The organism is Streptomyces sp. NPDC054783 (genome assembly GCF_053611725.1).
Map to the genome: position 1 here is coordinate 92,339 of NZ_JBSHAY010000003.1, position 15,249 is coordinate 107,587.

Genomic DNA, 15,249 nt, shown 5'->3' on the forward strand with positions numbered 1-15,249 from the left:
TCACAGCGTCTTCCCCGTCGCCGGCCCCACCAGCAGGCCCTCGCCGAAGCGGTCGACGCGGACCGTGTCGCCGTCCTTGATCTCACCGGCGAGGATCTCCCTGGCGAGGCGGTCACCGATGGCGGTCTGGACCAGGCGGCGCAGCGGGCGGGCGCCGTAGGCCGGGTCCAGGCCCTCCTCCGCGAGCCAGGCCAGCGCCTCCGGGGTGACCTGAAGGGTCAGGCGCCGCTCGGCCAGCCGCTTGCCGAGGCGGTCGATCTGGAGCTGGGCGATCCGCTCCAGCTCGGGCTTGGTCAGTGCCGAGAAAACCACCAGGTCGTCGAGCCGGTTGAGGAACTCCGGCTTGAAGGACGCCCGGACGGCCTCCAGGACCTGCTCCTTCTTCTCCGCCTCGGACGTCAGAGGGTCGACCAGGAACTGGCTGCCCAGGTTGGAGGTGAGCACCAGGATGGTGTTGCGGAAGTCGACCGTGCGGCCCTGGCCGTCCGTCAGGCGGCCGTCGTCCAGCACCTGGAGCAGGATGTCGAAGACCTCGGGGTGGGCCTTCTCCACCTCGTCCAGCAGGACGACGGAGTAGGGGCGGCGGCGGATTGCCTCCGTGAGCTGGCCGCCCTCCTCGTAGCCGACGTACCCGGGAGGCGCGCCGACCAGCCGGGCCACGCTGTGCTTCTCGCCGTACTCCGACATGTCGATGCGGACCATGGCCCGCTCGTCGTCGAAGAGGAAGTCCGCCAGGGCCTTCGCCAGCTCGGTCTTGCCGACGCCGGTCGGGCCGAGGAAGAGGAAGGAGCCGGTGGGGCGGTCGGGGTCGGCGATGCCCGCGCGGGAGCGGCGTACGGCGTCCGACACGGCCCGTACGGCCTCGCTCTGGCCGATGAGCCGCTTGCCCAGCTCGTCCTCCATGCGCAGCAGCTTCTGCGTCTCGCCCTCCATCAGGCGGCCGGCCGGGATGCCGGTCCAGGCGGCGACGACGTCGGCGATGTCGTCGGAGCCGACCTCCTCCTTGACCATGGTTTGCTTGCCCCGGAGTGAAACGGCCTCCTCCTCGGCCTGAGAGGCGGCCTCCAGCTCCTTCTCCAGCTGCGGGATCTCGCCGTAGAGCAGCTTGGCGGCGGTGTCGAAGTCGCCGTCGCGCTGGGCGCGTTCGGCCTGGCCGCGCAGGTCGTCCAGGCGCTCCTTGAGCTCACCGACCCGGTTGAGGGACTGCTTCTCCTTCTCCCATCGGGCGGTGAGGTGCCGCAGCTCCTCCTCCTTGTCGGCGAGGTCGCGGCGCAGCTTCTCCAGGCGGGCGACGGAGGCCGGGTCGGTCTCCTTGGCGATCGCCAGCTCCTCCATCTTCAGCCGGTCGACGGCGCGCTGGAGTTCGTCGATCTCGACGGGGGACGAGTCGATCTCCATGCGCAGTCGGGAGGCGGACTCGTCGACGAGGTCGATGGCCTTGTCGGGCAGGAAGCGGGAGGTGATGTAGCGGTCGGAGAGGGTGGCCGCCGCGACCAGCGCGCTGTCGGCGATCTGGACCTTGTGGTGGGCCTCGTACCGGCCCTTGAGGCCGCGGAGGATCGCGATCGTGTCCTCCACCGTCGGCTCGGCGACCAGCACCTGCTGGAAGCGGCGCTCCAGCGCGGGGTCCTTCTCGATCCGCTCCCGGTACTCGTCCAGGGTGGTGGCGCCGACCATGCGCAGCTCGCCGCGGGCCAGCATGGGCTTGAGCATGTTGCCCGCGTCCATGGCGGAGTCACCGCCGGCACCGGCGCCGACGACGGTGTGCAGTTCGTCGATGAAGGTGATGATCTGGCCGTCGCTCTCCTTGATCTCGGACAGCACGGCCTTCAGCCGCTCCTCGAACTCGCCGCGGTACTTGGCGCCGGCCACCATCGCGCCCAGGTCGAGGGCGACCAGCCGCTTGTCCTTCAGCGACGAGGGCACGTCACCCTTGACGATCCGCTGGGCGAGCCCCTCGACCACGGCGGTCTTGCCGACACCCGGCTCACCGATGAGGACGGGGTTGTTCTTCGTACGGCGGCTCAGCACCTGTACGACCCGCCGGATCTCCTGGTCCCGGCCGATGACCGGGTCGAGCCGGCCCTCCCGGGCGGCGGCGGTGAAGTCGGTGCCGAACTTCTCCAGGGCCTTGTACTGGCCCTCGGGGTCGGCGGTGGTCACGCGGCGTCCTCCCCTGGCCTTCTTGAAGGCCTCCAGCAGCTTCCTGGCATCGGCGCCCTGCGCCTGGAGCAGTTCGGCGACGCGGCCGCCCTTGGCGGCGATGCCGATGAGCAGGTGCTCGGTCGACAGGTACTCGTCACCGAGCTCCTTGGCGCGTTCATCGGCGTCGGCGAGCACGGCCAGCAGCTCGCGGTTGGGCTGCGGGGGCGCGACCGTGGATCCGGTCACGCTGGGCAGTGCGGCCAGGATCTTCTCGGCGCCCGCGCGCACGGCGGCCTGGTCGGCTTCGACGGCCGCGAACAGGTCGGTGATGTTCTCGTTGTCCTGCCCCTGGAGCAGAGCCAGCAGCAGGTGAGCAGGGGTGAGGTCCGGGTGCCCCTCGGTCACGGCCCGGTTGCCGGCCGCGTTGATCGCGTCCCGGCTCCTGTTGGTCAGCTCGGCGTCCACGTTGTCCGTTCTCCTCCTCGGCCGCACTCTCCACTGCTGACTTAGCCAGCGTACACAAAGTTGAGTCTATTCCGCTCAAGGCGGGAGGGAAGAGCCTTGCGGGACCAGGTCGCGGGAACCGGTTCGCGTGGGACTAGGTTGCGGTCATGGCGAAGCATTCTGAGCAGTACCTGGAGTTCTGGCGAGAACGTCACCTGTGCACCCTGACGACACTCCGGCCCGACGGCAGCCCGCACGTGGTGCCGGTGGGCGTGACGTACGACGCGGAGGCCGGGCTGGCACGGGTGATCACCGGCAAGTCGAGCGCGAAGGTCCGCAACGTCCTGGCGGCCGGGCCCGAGGGCGCCCGGGTCGCGGTGTGCCAGGTGGACGGCCGGCGCTGGGCCACGCTGGAGGGGCGGGCGAGGGTGCGCACGGAACCGGAACGGGTCGCGGAGGCGGTACGGCGCTACGCCGAACGCTACGAGCGGACACCGAGGCCGAATCCGGCGCGCGTGGTGATCGAGATCACGGTCGAGCGGACCTTGGGGAACGGCTGACATGACCGAAAACTTTCAGCCACCCTGGCGGCGGCCCCATACCGCGACATGCCATGGAATATCACCAGAAACTGCAGCGGCGTCACCGTGTTCAGGTCACGGTGACGCCGCTGCGGGGGGAAGCACCTGAGCGATCTTTTACGACGGGGGAATCGCGTCAGGCGCTGCGGGGGGTGGCTGAAATGGTCCTGAGGTTCTGGTCCGTCGGCTCGGCGAGCCGGTGGTCCCGCTGGTCAAGGTTCACAAAGATCATTCCGTACCGGACGGCACACCGCACCGGCTGGGGCGCACCGCGCGGCTTGCGCAGGCACCGGTACGCCCGCACGTCCTCGTCCTCGTCCCGCGTCACGACGACCGGCTCACCGAACACGGTCACCATCAGCGAGTCACCGCTGTGGGGGATGGCGGTGACCAGGTCGATGAAGTGCCAGCCGGAGCGGTAGGCCGTGGCCATTTCGCGGCGGAAGGACCGGTCGTCGGGTGGGGTGGTCATGACCGCACGGCCCAACTGCTGTCGGCGGGGGCGACCCACGAGCTGTCGGCAGGAGCGAGCCACGAGCTGTCGCCCGGGGCGGCGGACGCCGCGATCACCCAACTGCTGTCGCCGGGCGCGGCCTTGACCAGCCAGCTGCTGTCCTGTGCGGCATCGCTCTTCGCGCCCGCATGACCGGTCATCACTCCGAAGGCCAGCACGGCGGAGAAGGCGGCGACAAGCGCCGAGCGAAGCATTCTCTTATGCATAGTCGGCTTCGTCCTCATTTGAAGGTCACCTCTCCCCCGTCCGAATACGACGATGGCCCATTCCGGCACGTCATGGCCACACAATCGATGCATCATGTTCCTGCACGTTCAGGACCCTGGGGGGTGGAGATTTGGCGATAAATGAGACTAAGCGGACACATCCCCACGGGCTGACCGACCTGTGCGAGGACGGGCGCCGCCTGTACGGCAACGCTCTCCGGACGGGACGCCTAGCCCGTGCGGAGGTGGAACCCGCGCCGTGTTTGATGGAGTTCGCCCTCCTTCATCCCGACCCCGACGACCCGAACTGGCTACGCCCGGTCCCCCCATCCATTGCCCTGGCCCAGCGGCTCAACCCCATCGAGCAGGAGATCAGCCAGCGCAGGCGGCAGTCCGTCGAACTGGCCGACGCCTTCGAGCCGTTCATGAGCATCAGTGCCCAGCCCACGGCGACCACGCACTCCATCACCGTGCTGGAGGGCCTCGACCGGATCAACGCGGCACTGGATCTGGCCACCTCCCAGTGCCAGACCGAGATGCTCACCGTCCAGCCGAGCCGCCGCCGTCTGGAGCACACCCTCACCAAGGCACTGGAGCGCGACCGGCCGATGATCGAGCGCGGCTGCCGCATCCGCACCCTCTACCAGCACCCGGCCCGCTACAGCCCGGAGACGCTCGCGTACGTGGCCCAGTTCACCGACGGCAAGGTGGAGTACCGGACCATCGACGAACTCGTCGAGCGACTGATCATCTGCGACGAGACCGTGGCCTTCATCCCGACGCGCGACGACGGGGAGATCGCCCTGGAACTCCGGCATCCGGGGCTCGTCCGCTACCTGGTCAAGGTCTTCGAGTTCATGTGGGCCCGCGCGGTCCCGCTGAGCGCCGGCGCCCCCTACGAGACCGCCCCCGACGGCATCACCGAGATCCAGCACTCCATCGCCAAGCTGCTGGTCGAGGGACACGTGGACGAGGCCATCGCCCGGCGCCTGGGCATGAACGTCCGCACCTGCCGGGCCCACATCGCCAAGCTCGCGACGGCACTGGGCAGCGGCAGCCGGGCCCAGCTGGGCTTTCTCATAGCGCAGTCGGGCATCCTGGACCAGGACCTCTGAGTCCGGGAGGGAGGGCACGATGGCCCGGGCCACGCATGTGGCACACGGTGCGGAGGAGGTGTGCGCCGAGGGAGCGGCGCTGTACGCACGCGCGCTGCGCGACGGCCACCTGCGCGCCGGGGACGCCGAGGGGGCGCCCTGCCTGGTCGAAATCGGCCTGCTGCGGCCGTCTGCCGGGGCCCCGGACAGACTGGAGCCCCTCGCGCCCGCCGTCGCCCTGCACCGGTTGCTGCGCGCCTCGGAGGACCGCATCGCCGACGAACGGCGGCGCGAGGCCCGGCTGGCCGAGCTGTTCGAACCCCTGCTGCGGATCGACGGCCGGCGCACCGGGGCCGACGACCCGCCGGCGGTCACCGTCCTCACCGGACTCCCCCGCATCGGCCGGGCCATCGCCCGGGCCATGGCCGACAGCCACGGCGAACTGCTCGCCGTCCAGCCGCACGTGAGTCACACCCGGACGCCCGCCGAGGCGCGTGCCGAGGCACTCGCCCGCGACCAGGACTTCCTCGACCGCGGCGGCCGTATCCGCACCCTCTACCAGCACACCCTCCGGCACGCTCCCTCGGTCGTCGCCCGCTACGAGCAGCTGAGAGGCGCCGCCGAGGCCCGCACCCTGGACGAGATCACCGACCGCCTCATCGTCGTGGACCGCACGGTGGCCTTCATCCCGGCGAACGCCGACCGCACCCTCGCCCTGGAGATCCGCCATCCCGCCCTCGTCGAGTTCCTCGCCACCGCCTTCGACCGCCTCTGGCGCCTGGCCACCCCCATGCACCCCGAAGCCGCCCAGCCCCCCACCCTGAACGGCGTCACGCCCCGCCAGCGCGCCATCGCCGCCCTCCTGATCGAAGGCCACACCGACGCCGACATGGCGGAGAGACTCGGCATGAACATCCGCACCGCCCGCCTGCACATCGCCAAACTCGCCGCCACCCTCGGCAGCGACAGCCGGGCCCAGCTGGGATATCTCATCGGGCGGTCCGGGATCCTCGACGAGCAGGGGGAGGCGGGCCGGTGACGCACCGGGAACACGGGGTCGAGGAGTTGTGCGCCGCCGGGGAGGAGGTGTACGAGCGGGCCCTGCGGGAGGGCCGGATACCCGTCGGCGAGGCCGCCGAGGTGCCCTGCCTCACCGACTTCGGGCTGCTCCACCCGGCCCTGGACGACGTCGGTCTGCTCGAACCGGTCGCACCCGCCGCGGCACTGCACCGGCTGCTGCGCGCCTCCGCGGCACGGGTCGCCGCGGAACGGCGGCGCGAGGACCGGCTGGTGGAGCGGTTCGGCCGGCTCCTGCGGATCGGCGTACGGCAGACGCCCGGCACCGGCACCGGGCCGGCGATGCTGCGGCTGCTCAGCGGCACCGAGCAGATCAACCGGGCCATCACCGACGCGATGGTCGACGCCACCGAGGAGTCCCTGACCATCCAGCCGCACTCCGGCCTCACCGGGGCGCGCGGCGAGGCGGCCCGCGACGCCGCCTTCCTGCGCGACCAGGCCCTGCTGGACCGCGGCGGCCGCATCCGCGTCCTCTACCAGCACACCCTGCGCCATGTGCCGCTCGTGTACGGCCCGCTGGAGCACTTCCGGCACGGCGACACCGAGGCCCGCAGCCTGGACGAGGTGCCGGACCGGCTCATCGTCATCGACCGCAAGATCGCCTTCCTCCCGGCCAACGAGGACGGCACCCTCGCCCTGGAGGTCCGCCACCCGGCCCTGATCAAGTACTTCGTCACCACCTTCGACCGGCTCTGGCGGCTGGCCACGCCGATGTTCCCGAAGGCGGTGCAGCCGCCGTCGGTGAACGGCGTCACGCCCCGCCAGCGCGCCATCGCCGCCCTGCTGGTCGAGGGCCACACCGACGCCGTCATCGCCGACCGCCTGGGCATGAACATCCGCACCGCCCGCCTGCACATCGCCAAACTCGCCGCCACCCTCGGCAGCGACAGCCGGGCCCAGCTGGGCTACCTCATCGCACGCTCGGGGATTCTTGATCAGGAACCGTGAGCGCGCGGGCCGGCAGGCCGGCCCCGCGGTGGCCGTCCAGGCCGACCTGGGCGATCCGGACGCCCAGCTGGGTACGGCTGGCCGCGCCGAGGGTCTCCGACAGCCGGGCGATGTGGGCGCGGCAGGTGCGCACGCTGATGCCGAGCCGCTCGGCGATCACGGCGTCCTGGTGGCCCTCGGCGAGCAGCGCGGCGATGGACTGCTCGCGGTGCGAGATGCCCTCGATACCGGTGTCGGGGAGGGGCGCCGTCAGCGGGATGGCGAGGCGCCAGAGCCGCTCGAAGACCGTCACCAGGTATTCGACCAGGGCCGGGTGACGCAGTTCCAGGGCCATCGTGCGGTCGGCGTTGGCGGGGATGAAGGCCACCGTGCGGTCGAAGAGGATCAGCCGGTCGATCACCTCGTCCAGGGTGCGGGCCTCCACCGTGTCGCCCATCAGCTCCAGGTAGTTCAGCAGGCCCTGGCCGTGCCGGGCCACATGCGTGTACAGGTCGCGCATGCGCACGCCCCGGCCGCGCAGGGCCAGCGCCCGGTGCAGCCCCTCGGTCAGCTCGGCCTCCCGGCGGATGCCGCCGGGCTGCACGGTGAGCACCTCGGTCGTGCAGGCCTCGGTCGCCTCGTCCATCGCGGCCTGGATCCGGGAGAGCCCGTCCAGCACCCGGATAGCGCTGCCCTCGGCCGGTGCGGCCAGTGCGCCCAGCTGACGGCCGAGTCCGGCGTACCACTCGAAGGCGGCCACCGCCGAGCCCACCCGCCGCTGGCTCTCGCTGACCTCGTCGTAGACCCCGCGCAGCAGCCTGGTCATGACCTCCTGCGGGGAGGTCGGCACCAGCCAGTCCATGTCGTCGGGGTCCGGGTGCAGCAGGGCCAGTTCCAGCAGGCAGGGCACCGCCTCGGCATCAGTGCGCGGCACGCGCCCCCGGCGTACGGCCCGGGAATAGATCCGGTCGCCGGCCGCGCACAGTCGGTCGGCGCCGTGTGGATGTTCCTCCGCCCCGCGCCCGGCCATCGCCCATTCCACCCCCGGTGTGCTGCCACTTCCGCAGCGCAACTATGCGCGGCGCCGACCGGGTCCGCAACACGGCTCACCACAACAGAGCTGCCGTTAAACGCTGTTATGTCCGGGTATCGGTCAGGCTCCGCCCCTCGCATTGCAACAAGCTGACGGTGGTGGCCCGGACTGCGTCACGGCATCGTTGGTCCCACTTCCCCCGGGTGTCACACCGGCAAACCCGAGGGATCCCGTAGGGGCTCGCGCCCCGCGCCCACGGGGGTGGCGCGGGGCGGGCCCGCTCCGCCGGAAAGCCGCATGCCCGTCACAACCCCGCGCCCCTTCGGGCGCGGGGATTCGTGCCCTACTTCAAGCCCAGCGCCGCGCACGCCGCCCTGTACTTGGGGGTGCAGATGTCGGCCACGGTGTAGATGCCGTCCGCGACGACCGTGGACTTGATGTTGCTCTTGGTCAGGGCGACCGGCTGGATCAGCTTGGACGGGATGCTCTTGGTGGTGGGGCTGTCGACCTTGTCCTGGGTGAGCGCGTCGAACTGGATGTCCTTGCCCTGAACCTTGGCGACGGCCATCTGTGCGGCGGCCTCGGCCTCGTCCGGGTAGGCCTTGTAGACGCTCATGTACTGCTCACCGGCCACGATCCGCTGGACGGCGTCGAGTTCCGCGTCCTGGCCGGTGACCGGCGGCAGGTTCGTGACGCCGGCGGCCTTCAGGGCCTTGATGACACCGCCGGCCATGCCGTCGTTGGCGGCGTAGACGCCGGCGATGTTGCTCTTGCCGATCGCGCTGATGGCCCTGGCCATCTCGGTCTCGGCGAGCTCCGGCTTCCAGTCCGTGGTGTCGTACGTCGCCGCGATCGTCGCATGGCCGGTCAGCTCGGAGAGCGCGCCCTGCTTGAACTGCTTGGCGTTCGGGTCGGTGGGCGAGCCGTTCACCATGACGATCTTGTGGGAGCTGTCGGCCGAGCCGAGGGCCTCCAGCAGGGTGCGGCCCTGCACCTCGCCGACGAGCTCGTTGTCGAAGGAGACGTAGGCGTCGATCGGGCCCTCGGCGAGACGGTCGTAGGCGATGACCGGAATACCCGCGTCCTTGGCCTTCGTGACCTCGGGGGCGATGGCGTGCGAGTCGACCGCGTCGATCATGATGATGTCGACCTTCTCGTCGATCATCTTCTGCATCTGCGAGGCCTGCTGGGAGGCGTTCGCGTCGGCGTTTTCGTACTCGACCTTGCCCTGCTTGCCGGTGAGTTCGGCCACCTTGTCCTTGATGATGGGGTAGTCGAACTTGTCGTAACGGGTGTTCGCCTTCTCCGGCAGCAGAAGGCCCACGGTGATGTCGTTGCCCTTGCTCGGGCTCGCGCTCGCGCCGTCCCCCGTTGCTCCCAGCACGCCACAACCGGCGAGCGAGAGGGTCATCGTGGATGCGGCCACGGATATGGCGATACGACGCATTCGAGGGCTCACTTCAGGTGCGTTCCGGACGTAGGGCTGCTATACGACCCAGGTGTCTGAAAAGACAACGCGGAGGCCCCACCCGGCGTCAAGCGGAATCACTTAACGAGTCCGCAACACCACGCTCGGCTGACCCTGTGAAGGAGGAGCGGAATCATCTCCAAACACTCTTTACGGACCCTCCATTCAAAGGGAGTTCACGGATCGGCAAAGATCGGTGCAACCAGCCGGGTTCTCCGCGAGTCGTGATCACCGGCGGTCGTGCGCCGCTTCCCCGACTCGACCAGACGACCGAACGAACCCAGCCAGGCTCCGTGCGGCTCCTGACACGGTGAAGGGGCCCGCGGAAGACCGCGGGCCCCTTCACCGTGTTCGCTCAGTCCTGCTCAGTCCTGCTGCCGCTTCGGCCGCCACACCACCAGCGCGGTGGTCTGCTGGACCTCCTGGTACGGGACCAGGTCGCGGCGGTAGGAGGCGTGGACGGCGGCCTCGCGCTGCTGCATCGCGGCCGCCGCGCCGTCCAGGGCCGCCTCCAGCTCCGCGACGCGGGACTGCAGGGCGGCGACCTGGTTCTCCAGTTCGATGATGCGCTTGATGCCGGCCAGGTTGATGCCCTCGTCCTGCGACAACTGCTGCACCTGGCGGAGCAGTTCGATGTCACGGGCCGAGTAGCGGCGGCCCCGGCCCGCGGTGCGGTCGGGGGAGACCAGGCCCAGGCGGTCGTACTGGCGCAGCGTCTGCGGGTGGAGTCCGGAGAGCTGGGCCGCCACCGAGATGACGTAGACCGGGGTCTCCTCGGTCAGTTCATACGGGTTACGTCGACGGCCGTCCATCTCTCTCAGTCTCCCTTCGCGGCCTCGAACAGCTCCGCCCGCGGATCCTCGCCCGCGGTCGCCTCGCGATACGCCTCGAGCGCGTCACGAGCCTTCCCCGACACGTCCTTGGGCACACGCACCTCGACGGTGACCAACAGGTCGCCGCGGGTGCCGTCCTTGCGGACCGCGCCCTTGCCCCGGGCGCGCATGGTGCGGCCGTTGGGCGTGCCGGGCGGCAGCTTGAGGGTGACGGGCGGGCCGCCCAGGGTGGGGACCCGCACCTCGCCGCCGAGCGCGGCCTCGGCGAAGGTCACCGGGACGGTCACCGTGAGGTTGTCGCCCTTGCGCCCGAACACCGGGTGCTCGCCGACGTGTACGACGACGTAGAGGTCGCCCGCCGATCCGCCCCGCTCGCCGGGCGCGCCCTTGCCGCGCAGCCGGATGCGCTGGCCGTCGGTCACCCCGGCCGGGATGCGGACCTGCATGGTGCGCGAGGACTTGGCGCGTCCGCTGCCCTTGCACTCCATGCAGGGGTGCTCGGCGATCAGGCCGCGGCCCTTGCAGTCGGGGCAGGGGTCGGTGAGCGAGAAGCCGCCGCCGGAGCCCCGGGCGACCTGCCCGGTGCCGACGCAGGTCGGGCACACGCGCGGTGTGCCGTTCTTGTCGCCGGTGCCCGAGCAGGCCTTGCAGGGCGCCTGGGAGGACATCCGCAGGGGCACCGTGGCGCCCTCGATGGCCTCCGTGAAGCTCAGCGTGACCTCGGACTCGATGTCCTGGCCGCGCCGGGGCTGGGTCCGCGTGCCGGCGGTGCCGCCGCGGTTGAACAGGCCCCCGAAGACGTCACCGAGTCCGCCCCCGAAGCCTCCGCCCTGGGTGGTGGTCCCGCCGCCTCCGAAGAGGTCGCCCAGGTCGAAGTTGAAGGAGCCGCCGGCGCCCGGCCCGGGGCGGAAGCCGCCGTTGCCGAACAGGGCGCGAGCCTCGTCGTACTCCTTGCGCTTCTTGGGGTCGCCGAGGACGTCGTTCGCCTCGGAGATCTCCTTGAAGCGCTCCTCGGCCTTGACGTTGCCCTTGTTGGCGTCCGGGTGGAACTCGCGGGCGAGCTTCCGGTACGCCTTCTTGATCTCGGCCTCGGTGGCGTCCTTGGGGACGCCGAGGACCTTGTAGTAGTCCTTCTCGATGAAGTCCTTGGTGCTCATCCCCGACGTCCCTCCTTCCCCTCAGTGGTCTTCACGTCAGCCCTCGTCCGGGCCACCGTTCTCCTTGTCGTCGGCCTGCTTCGCCTCGGTGGTGTCCTCGGCGCCCTCGGCCTTGACGGTCTGCGCACCCGGCTGCGGCTCGGCGACGGCCACCCGCGCGGGGCGGATGGTGCGCTCGCCGATGCGATACCCGGGCTGCAGGATCGCCACGCAGGTCGTCTCCGTGACGTCCGGCGCGTAACTGTGCATCAGGGCCTCGTGGATGGTCGGGTCGAAGGGCTCGCCCTCCTTGCCGAACTGCTGCAGGCCCATCTTGGCCGCGACGGTCTCCAGCGACTCGGCCACCGACTTGAAGCCGCCGACCAGTTCGCCGTGTTCCCGCGCGCGGCCGATGTCGTCGAGCACGGGCAGGAGCTCGGTCAGGAGGTTCGCGATGGCGATCTCCTTGACCGTGATCCGGTCCCGCTCGACCCGGCGGCGGTAGTTCTGGTACTCGGCCTGGAGCCGCTGGAGGTCCACCGTGCGCTCGTGCAGCGCGGTGCGCACCTGGTCCAGCTGGGCGACCAGACCGGCACTTTCGTTTCCGTCCCCGGCCGGGGCCGCCCCCTCCTGGGAGGAGGCGGCCTTCGGCTCGGCGTCGTCGGAGGTGGCGCCGGAGGGGACGTCGGGCTTCTCTTCAAAGCCCGGGGTCTCCTCCGTCACGCGGCACCGTCCTTGCGCTCGTCGTCCACGATCTCGGCGTCCACGACGTCGTCGTCGGCGGCCTTGGCGCCACCGGCGGCGGCACCCTCCGGGCCGGCCTGCGCGGCCTGGGCGTCGGCGTACATGGCCTGGCCCAGCTTCTGCGAGACGGCCGCGACCTTCTCGGTGGCGGTGCGGATCTCGGCGGTGTCCTCGCCCGTGAGCTTCTCCTTCAGCTCGGCGACGGCCTCCTCGACCTCGGTCTTGATCTCGCCCGGGACCTTGTCCTCGTTGTCCTTGAGGAACTTCTCGGTCTGGTAGACGAGCTGCTCGCCCTGGTTGCGGGTCTCGGCGGCCTCGCGGCGGCGGTGGTCCTCCTCCGCGTACTGCTCGGCCTCCTGGCGCATCCGGTCGACCTCGTCCTTCGGCAGCGAGGAGCCGCCGGTGACGGTCATCTTCTGCTCCTTGCCGGTGCCGAGGTCCTTCGCCGTGACGTGCATGATGCCGTTGGCGTCGATGTCGAAGGAGACCTCGATCTGCGGGACGCCGCGCGGCGCCGGCGGCAGACCGGTCAGCTCGAACATGCCGAGCTTCTTGTTGTACGCCGCGATCTCGCGCTCGCCCTGGTAGACCTGGATCTGCACCGACGGCTGGTTGTCCTCGGCCGTGGTGAAGATCTCGGAGCGCTTGGTCGGGATCGTGGTGTTGCGCTCGATCAGCTTGGTCATGATGCCGCCCTTGGTCTCGATACCGAGGGACAGCGGGGTGACGTCGAGCAGCAGGACGTCCTTGACCTCGCCCTTGAGGACACCGGCCTGGAGCGAGGCGCCGATGGCGACGACCTCGTCCGGGTTCACGCCCTTGTTGGCCTCCTTGCCGCCGGTCAGCTCCTTGACGAGCTCGGCGACGGCGGGCATACGGGTGGAGCCGCCGACGAGGACGACGTGGTCGATCTCGTTGATGGAGATGCCGGCGTCCTTGATGACGTTGTGGAACGGCGTCTTGCAGCGCTCCAGCAGGTCGGCCGTCAGCTGCTGGAACTGAGCCCGGGTGAGCTTCTCGTCCAGGTGCAGCGGGCCCTCGGCGGACGCCGTGATGTACGGCAGGTTGATCGAGGTCTCGGTGGAGGAGGACAGCTCGATCTTGGCCTTCTCGGCGGCCTCGCGCAGACGCTGCAGGGCCATCTTGTCCTTGCCGAGGTCCACGCCGTGGCCGGCCGCGAACTGCTTGACCAGGTAGTCGACGACGCGCTGGTCCCAGTCGTCACCACCGAGGTGGTTGTCACCGTTGGTGGCCTTCACCTCGACGACACCGTCGCCGATCTCCAGCAGCGAGACGTCGAAGGTACCGCCACCGAGGTCGAAGACGAGGATCGTCTGGTCGTCCTTGTCGAGGCCGTAGGCCAGCGCGGCCGCGGTCGGCTCGTTGACGATGCGCAGGACGTTCAGACCGGCGATCTCACCGGCCTCCTTGGTCGCCTGACGCTCGGAGTCGTTGAAGTACGCCGGGACGGTGATGACCGCGTCGGTCACCTTCTCGCCCAGGTAGGCCTCGGCGTCCCGCTTCAGCTTCTGCAGGATGAACGCGGAGATCTGCTGCGGGTTGAAGTCCTTGCCGTCGAGCTGGATCTTCCAGTCGGTGCCCATGTGGCGCTTCACCGAGCGGATGGTCCGGTCCACGTTCGTGACCGCCTGACGCTTGGCGACCTCGCCGACGAGCACCTCACCGTTCTTGGCGAAGGCGACGACGGACGGCGTGGTCCTGGCACCCTCGGCGTTGGTGATGACGGTGGGCTCGCCGCCCTCCAGAACGCTGACGACGGAGTTAGTCGTGCCCAGGTCGATGCCGACCGCACGTGCCATGGTTGTTTCCTCCAGCTGACTTGAGTGGAACGGACTCAAGTGTGCACGACGGCCCGCGCCCGGTCAACAGACCTGAGTCAGCAGGACTCAAGTCTTATCCGTTCCTTACACGCAATGGGCCGCTGACCTGCGTCGATGGCACCTGTCGGGGTTGCTGGACAGGGATGCGAAGGGCGACACCGACGATCAGCAGCGCCCCTCCGGCCACCCACAGCACGGCCCCCTCGCCGGTCCATCCGGTGTGCACGAGCACCCCGACGAGCGCCGAGGAGAAGGTGCCGGCCCCCAGGAGCACGACGGATCCCTGCGGGGTGAGACCGAGCGGGCGCAGCCGGTGCACGAGATGGTCGGGGCCGCGCCGCAGCAGCGGGCGCCCGGCCAGCCGCCGGGCGAGGACCACGAGGACGGCGTCGGCGACGGCCACCGCACTGAGGCAGAACATCACCGCCACGCTCGGCACGAGACCGTACCCCGCGCGCGTGAAGACGAGGGACGACGACAGCAGGAACCCGGTGAACAGCGAGCCGCAGGCGCCGAGCCCGATCCGTGCGGGATGCCAGTTGTGCATCAGGAAGCCGGTCAGGGCGGCGGCGAGGACGCTCAGCAGGACCGCGAGCCCGTCCATCAGTTCGGCGGCCGCGCAGGCCCCCGCCCCGAACGCGGTGACGACCCCGACGGTCCCCGCGAGCCCGTCCGCGTGATCCAGCCCCCTGAAGGCGAGGGAGGCGACGACGATCCACCCCACGGCGAGGATCCCGCCCAGCACGCCCGTCTCCTGGTACGGCACCACACAGGCCGCCGCCACGGCCGTACCCGCGACGAGCACGCGCGCGCGGATCCGCCAGACGTCGCCGACCAGGCCCAGCGCGGCGACCGAGGCGGCGGCGACCAGCAGCCGGTCGACCCCGTCCCCGAGCGGCGCGATCGCGGTGCGCTGCCCCACCCAGGCGACGAGACAGGTGACAACCACCACGGCGAGCCCGCCGAGCAGCGGCAGCCGCCGCTGACGGCGCCGGTCGACGATGCCCGCCCGCAGCGCGGGCACCCTGAGCAGCGCCGAGAGCAAGGCGGCGAGGAGCAGGGCGGCGGTAGCGGCGGCGATCCCGTAGAGCACGGCTCTAAGGTAGGGGCGAAAGGAGCGATTAGGTACGAATAACACGATCCGATCAGCCGTGGGATGATGCGCATCACCCCGCGCCCGGCTGCATCCCGCAGGAAGATGGGGGT

General features: G+C 70.3%; 14 protein-coding genes. 4 read left to right on the top strand and 10 right to left on the bottom strand.

All coding sequences use genetic code 11. The features are described from left to right. Window positions 1–2,610, bottom strand: a complete 2,610-nt coding sequence (gene clpB, locus ACWGJ5_RS07355; RefSeq protein WP_453308803.1) for an ATP-dependent chaperone ClpB — start codon at window positions 2,608–2,610, stop codon at window positions 1–3. A 146-nt stretch (window positions 2,611–2,756) separates the two neighbouring features. Here clpB and ACWGJ5_RS07360 point away from each other — a divergent pair, with 146 nt between their 5' ends. Beyond that, complete coding sequence (locus ACWGJ5_RS07360; RefSeq protein ID WP_453308804.1) at window positions 2,757–3,149, top strand: pyridoxamine 5'-phosphate oxidase family protein; 393 nt, start codon at window positions 2,757–2,759, stop codon at window positions 3,147–3,149. 157 nt (window positions 3,150–3,306) lie between these two features. Here ACWGJ5_RS07360 and ACWGJ5_RS07365 read toward each other — a convergent pair whose 3' ends face one another. Then, the gene (locus ACWGJ5_RS07365; protein WP_228621393.1) at window positions 3,307–3,642 is read right to left on the bottom strand and encodes a Rieske (2Fe-2S) protein; all 336 of its coding nucleotides are present in this window, start codon (window positions 3,640–3,642) and stop codon (window positions 3,307–3,309) included. Beyond that, window positions 3,639–3,878: a hypothetical protein gene (locus ACWGJ5_RS07370; protein ID WP_453308805.1), complete on the bottom strand. Its 240-nt coding sequence runs from the start codon at window positions 3,876–3,878 to the stop codon at window positions 3,639–3,641. Before ACWGJ5_RS07370 ends, ACWGJ5_RS07365 begins: the two co-directional genes overlap by 4 nt. Window positions 3,879–4,021: 143 nt before the next feature. Here ACWGJ5_RS07370 and ACWGJ5_RS07375 point away from each other — a divergent pair, with 143 nt between their 5' ends. Genes ACWGJ5_RS07375 through ACWGJ5_RS07385 form a run of 3 tightly spaced genes read left to right on the top strand, consistent with a single transcriptional unit; the run spans window position 4,022 to window position 7,009 of the window. Then, window positions 4,022–5,005 (top strand): helix-turn-helix transcriptional regulator, encoded by a 984-nt coding sequence (locus ACWGJ5_RS07375; RefSeq protein ID WP_453308806.1) that lies wholly within the window; start codon window positions 4,022–4,024, stop codon window positions 5,003–5,005. Window positions 5,006–5,024: 19 nt separating this feature from the next. Next, on the top strand, window positions 5,025–6,023 hold the full coding sequence (locus ACWGJ5_RS07380) for a helix-turn-helix transcriptional regulator (protein WP_453308807.1): 999 nt from the start codon (window positions 5,025–5,027) through the stop codon (window positions 6,021–6,023). Then, window positions 6,020–7,009, top strand: coding sequence for a helix-turn-helix transcriptional regulator (locus tag ACWGJ5_RS07385; RefSeq protein WP_453308808.1), 990 nt, complete (start codon window positions 6,020–6,022; stop codon window positions 7,007–7,009). Before ACWGJ5_RS07380 ends, ACWGJ5_RS07385 begins: the two co-directional genes overlap by 4 nt. On the opposite strand, the gene ACWGJ5_RS07390 is transcribed toward ACWGJ5_RS07385, so the two are convergent. The 7 genes from ACWGJ5_RS07390 to ACWGJ5_RS07420 all read right to left on the bottom strand — a co-directional run bounded on the left by ACWGJ5_RS07390 (window position 6,972) and on the right by ACWGJ5_RS07420 (window position 15,136). After that, window positions 6,972–8,018 carry a LuxR C-terminal-related transcriptional regulator gene (locus ACWGJ5_RS07390; protein WP_453308809.1) on the bottom strand — a complete coding sequence of 349 codons (1,047 nt, stop codon included), beginning with the start codon at window positions 8,016–8,018 and terminating at the stop codon, window positions 6,972–6,974. The two genes, ACWGJ5_RS07385 and ACWGJ5_RS07390, sit on opposite strands and share 38 nt — an antisense overlap. 346 nt (window positions 8,019–8,364) lie before the next feature. Beyond that, a complete protein-coding gene (locus tag ACWGJ5_RS07395; protein WP_453308810.1) occupies window positions 8,365–9,468 on the bottom strand; it encodes a sugar ABC transporter substrate-binding protein in 1,104 nt (367 codons plus the stop codon). Between the two features lie 386 nt (window positions 9,469–9,854). After that, window positions 9,855–10,301 (bottom strand): heat shock protein transcriptional repressor HspR, encoded by a 447-nt coding sequence (locus ACWGJ5_RS07400; protein WP_453308811.1) that lies wholly within the window; start codon window positions 10,299–10,301, stop codon window positions 9,855–9,857. Between the two features lie 5 nt (window positions 10,302–10,306). Next, complete coding sequence (gene dnaJ, locus ACWGJ5_RS07405; RefSeq protein ID WP_453308812.1) at window positions 10,307–11,479, bottom strand: molecular chaperone DnaJ; 1,173 nt, start codon at window positions 11,477–11,479, stop codon at window positions 10,307–10,309. A 36-nt stretch (window positions 11,480–11,515) separates the two neighbouring features. Then, window positions 11,516–12,181 carry a nucleotide exchange factor GrpE gene (grpE, locus tag ACWGJ5_RS07410; protein WP_453308813.1) on the bottom strand — a complete coding sequence of 222 codons (666 nt, stop codon included), beginning with the start codon at window positions 12,179–12,181 and terminating at the stop codon, window positions 11,516–11,518. After that, a complete protein-coding gene (gene dnaK / locus ACWGJ5_RS07415; protein WP_453308814.1) occupies window positions 12,178–14,022 on the bottom strand; it encodes a molecular chaperone DnaK in 1,845 nt (614 codons plus the stop codon). The genes grpE and dnaK overlap by 4 nt, the downstream gene beginning before the upstream one ends. 94 nt (window positions 14,023–14,116) lie before the next feature. After that, complete coding sequence (locus ACWGJ5_RS07420) at window positions 14,117–15,136, bottom strand: MraY family glycosyltransferase (protein ID WP_453308815.1); 1,020 nt, start codon at window positions 15,134–15,136, stop codon at window positions 14,117–14,119. Between the last annotated feature and the right edge of the window lie 113 nt (window positions 15,137–15,249).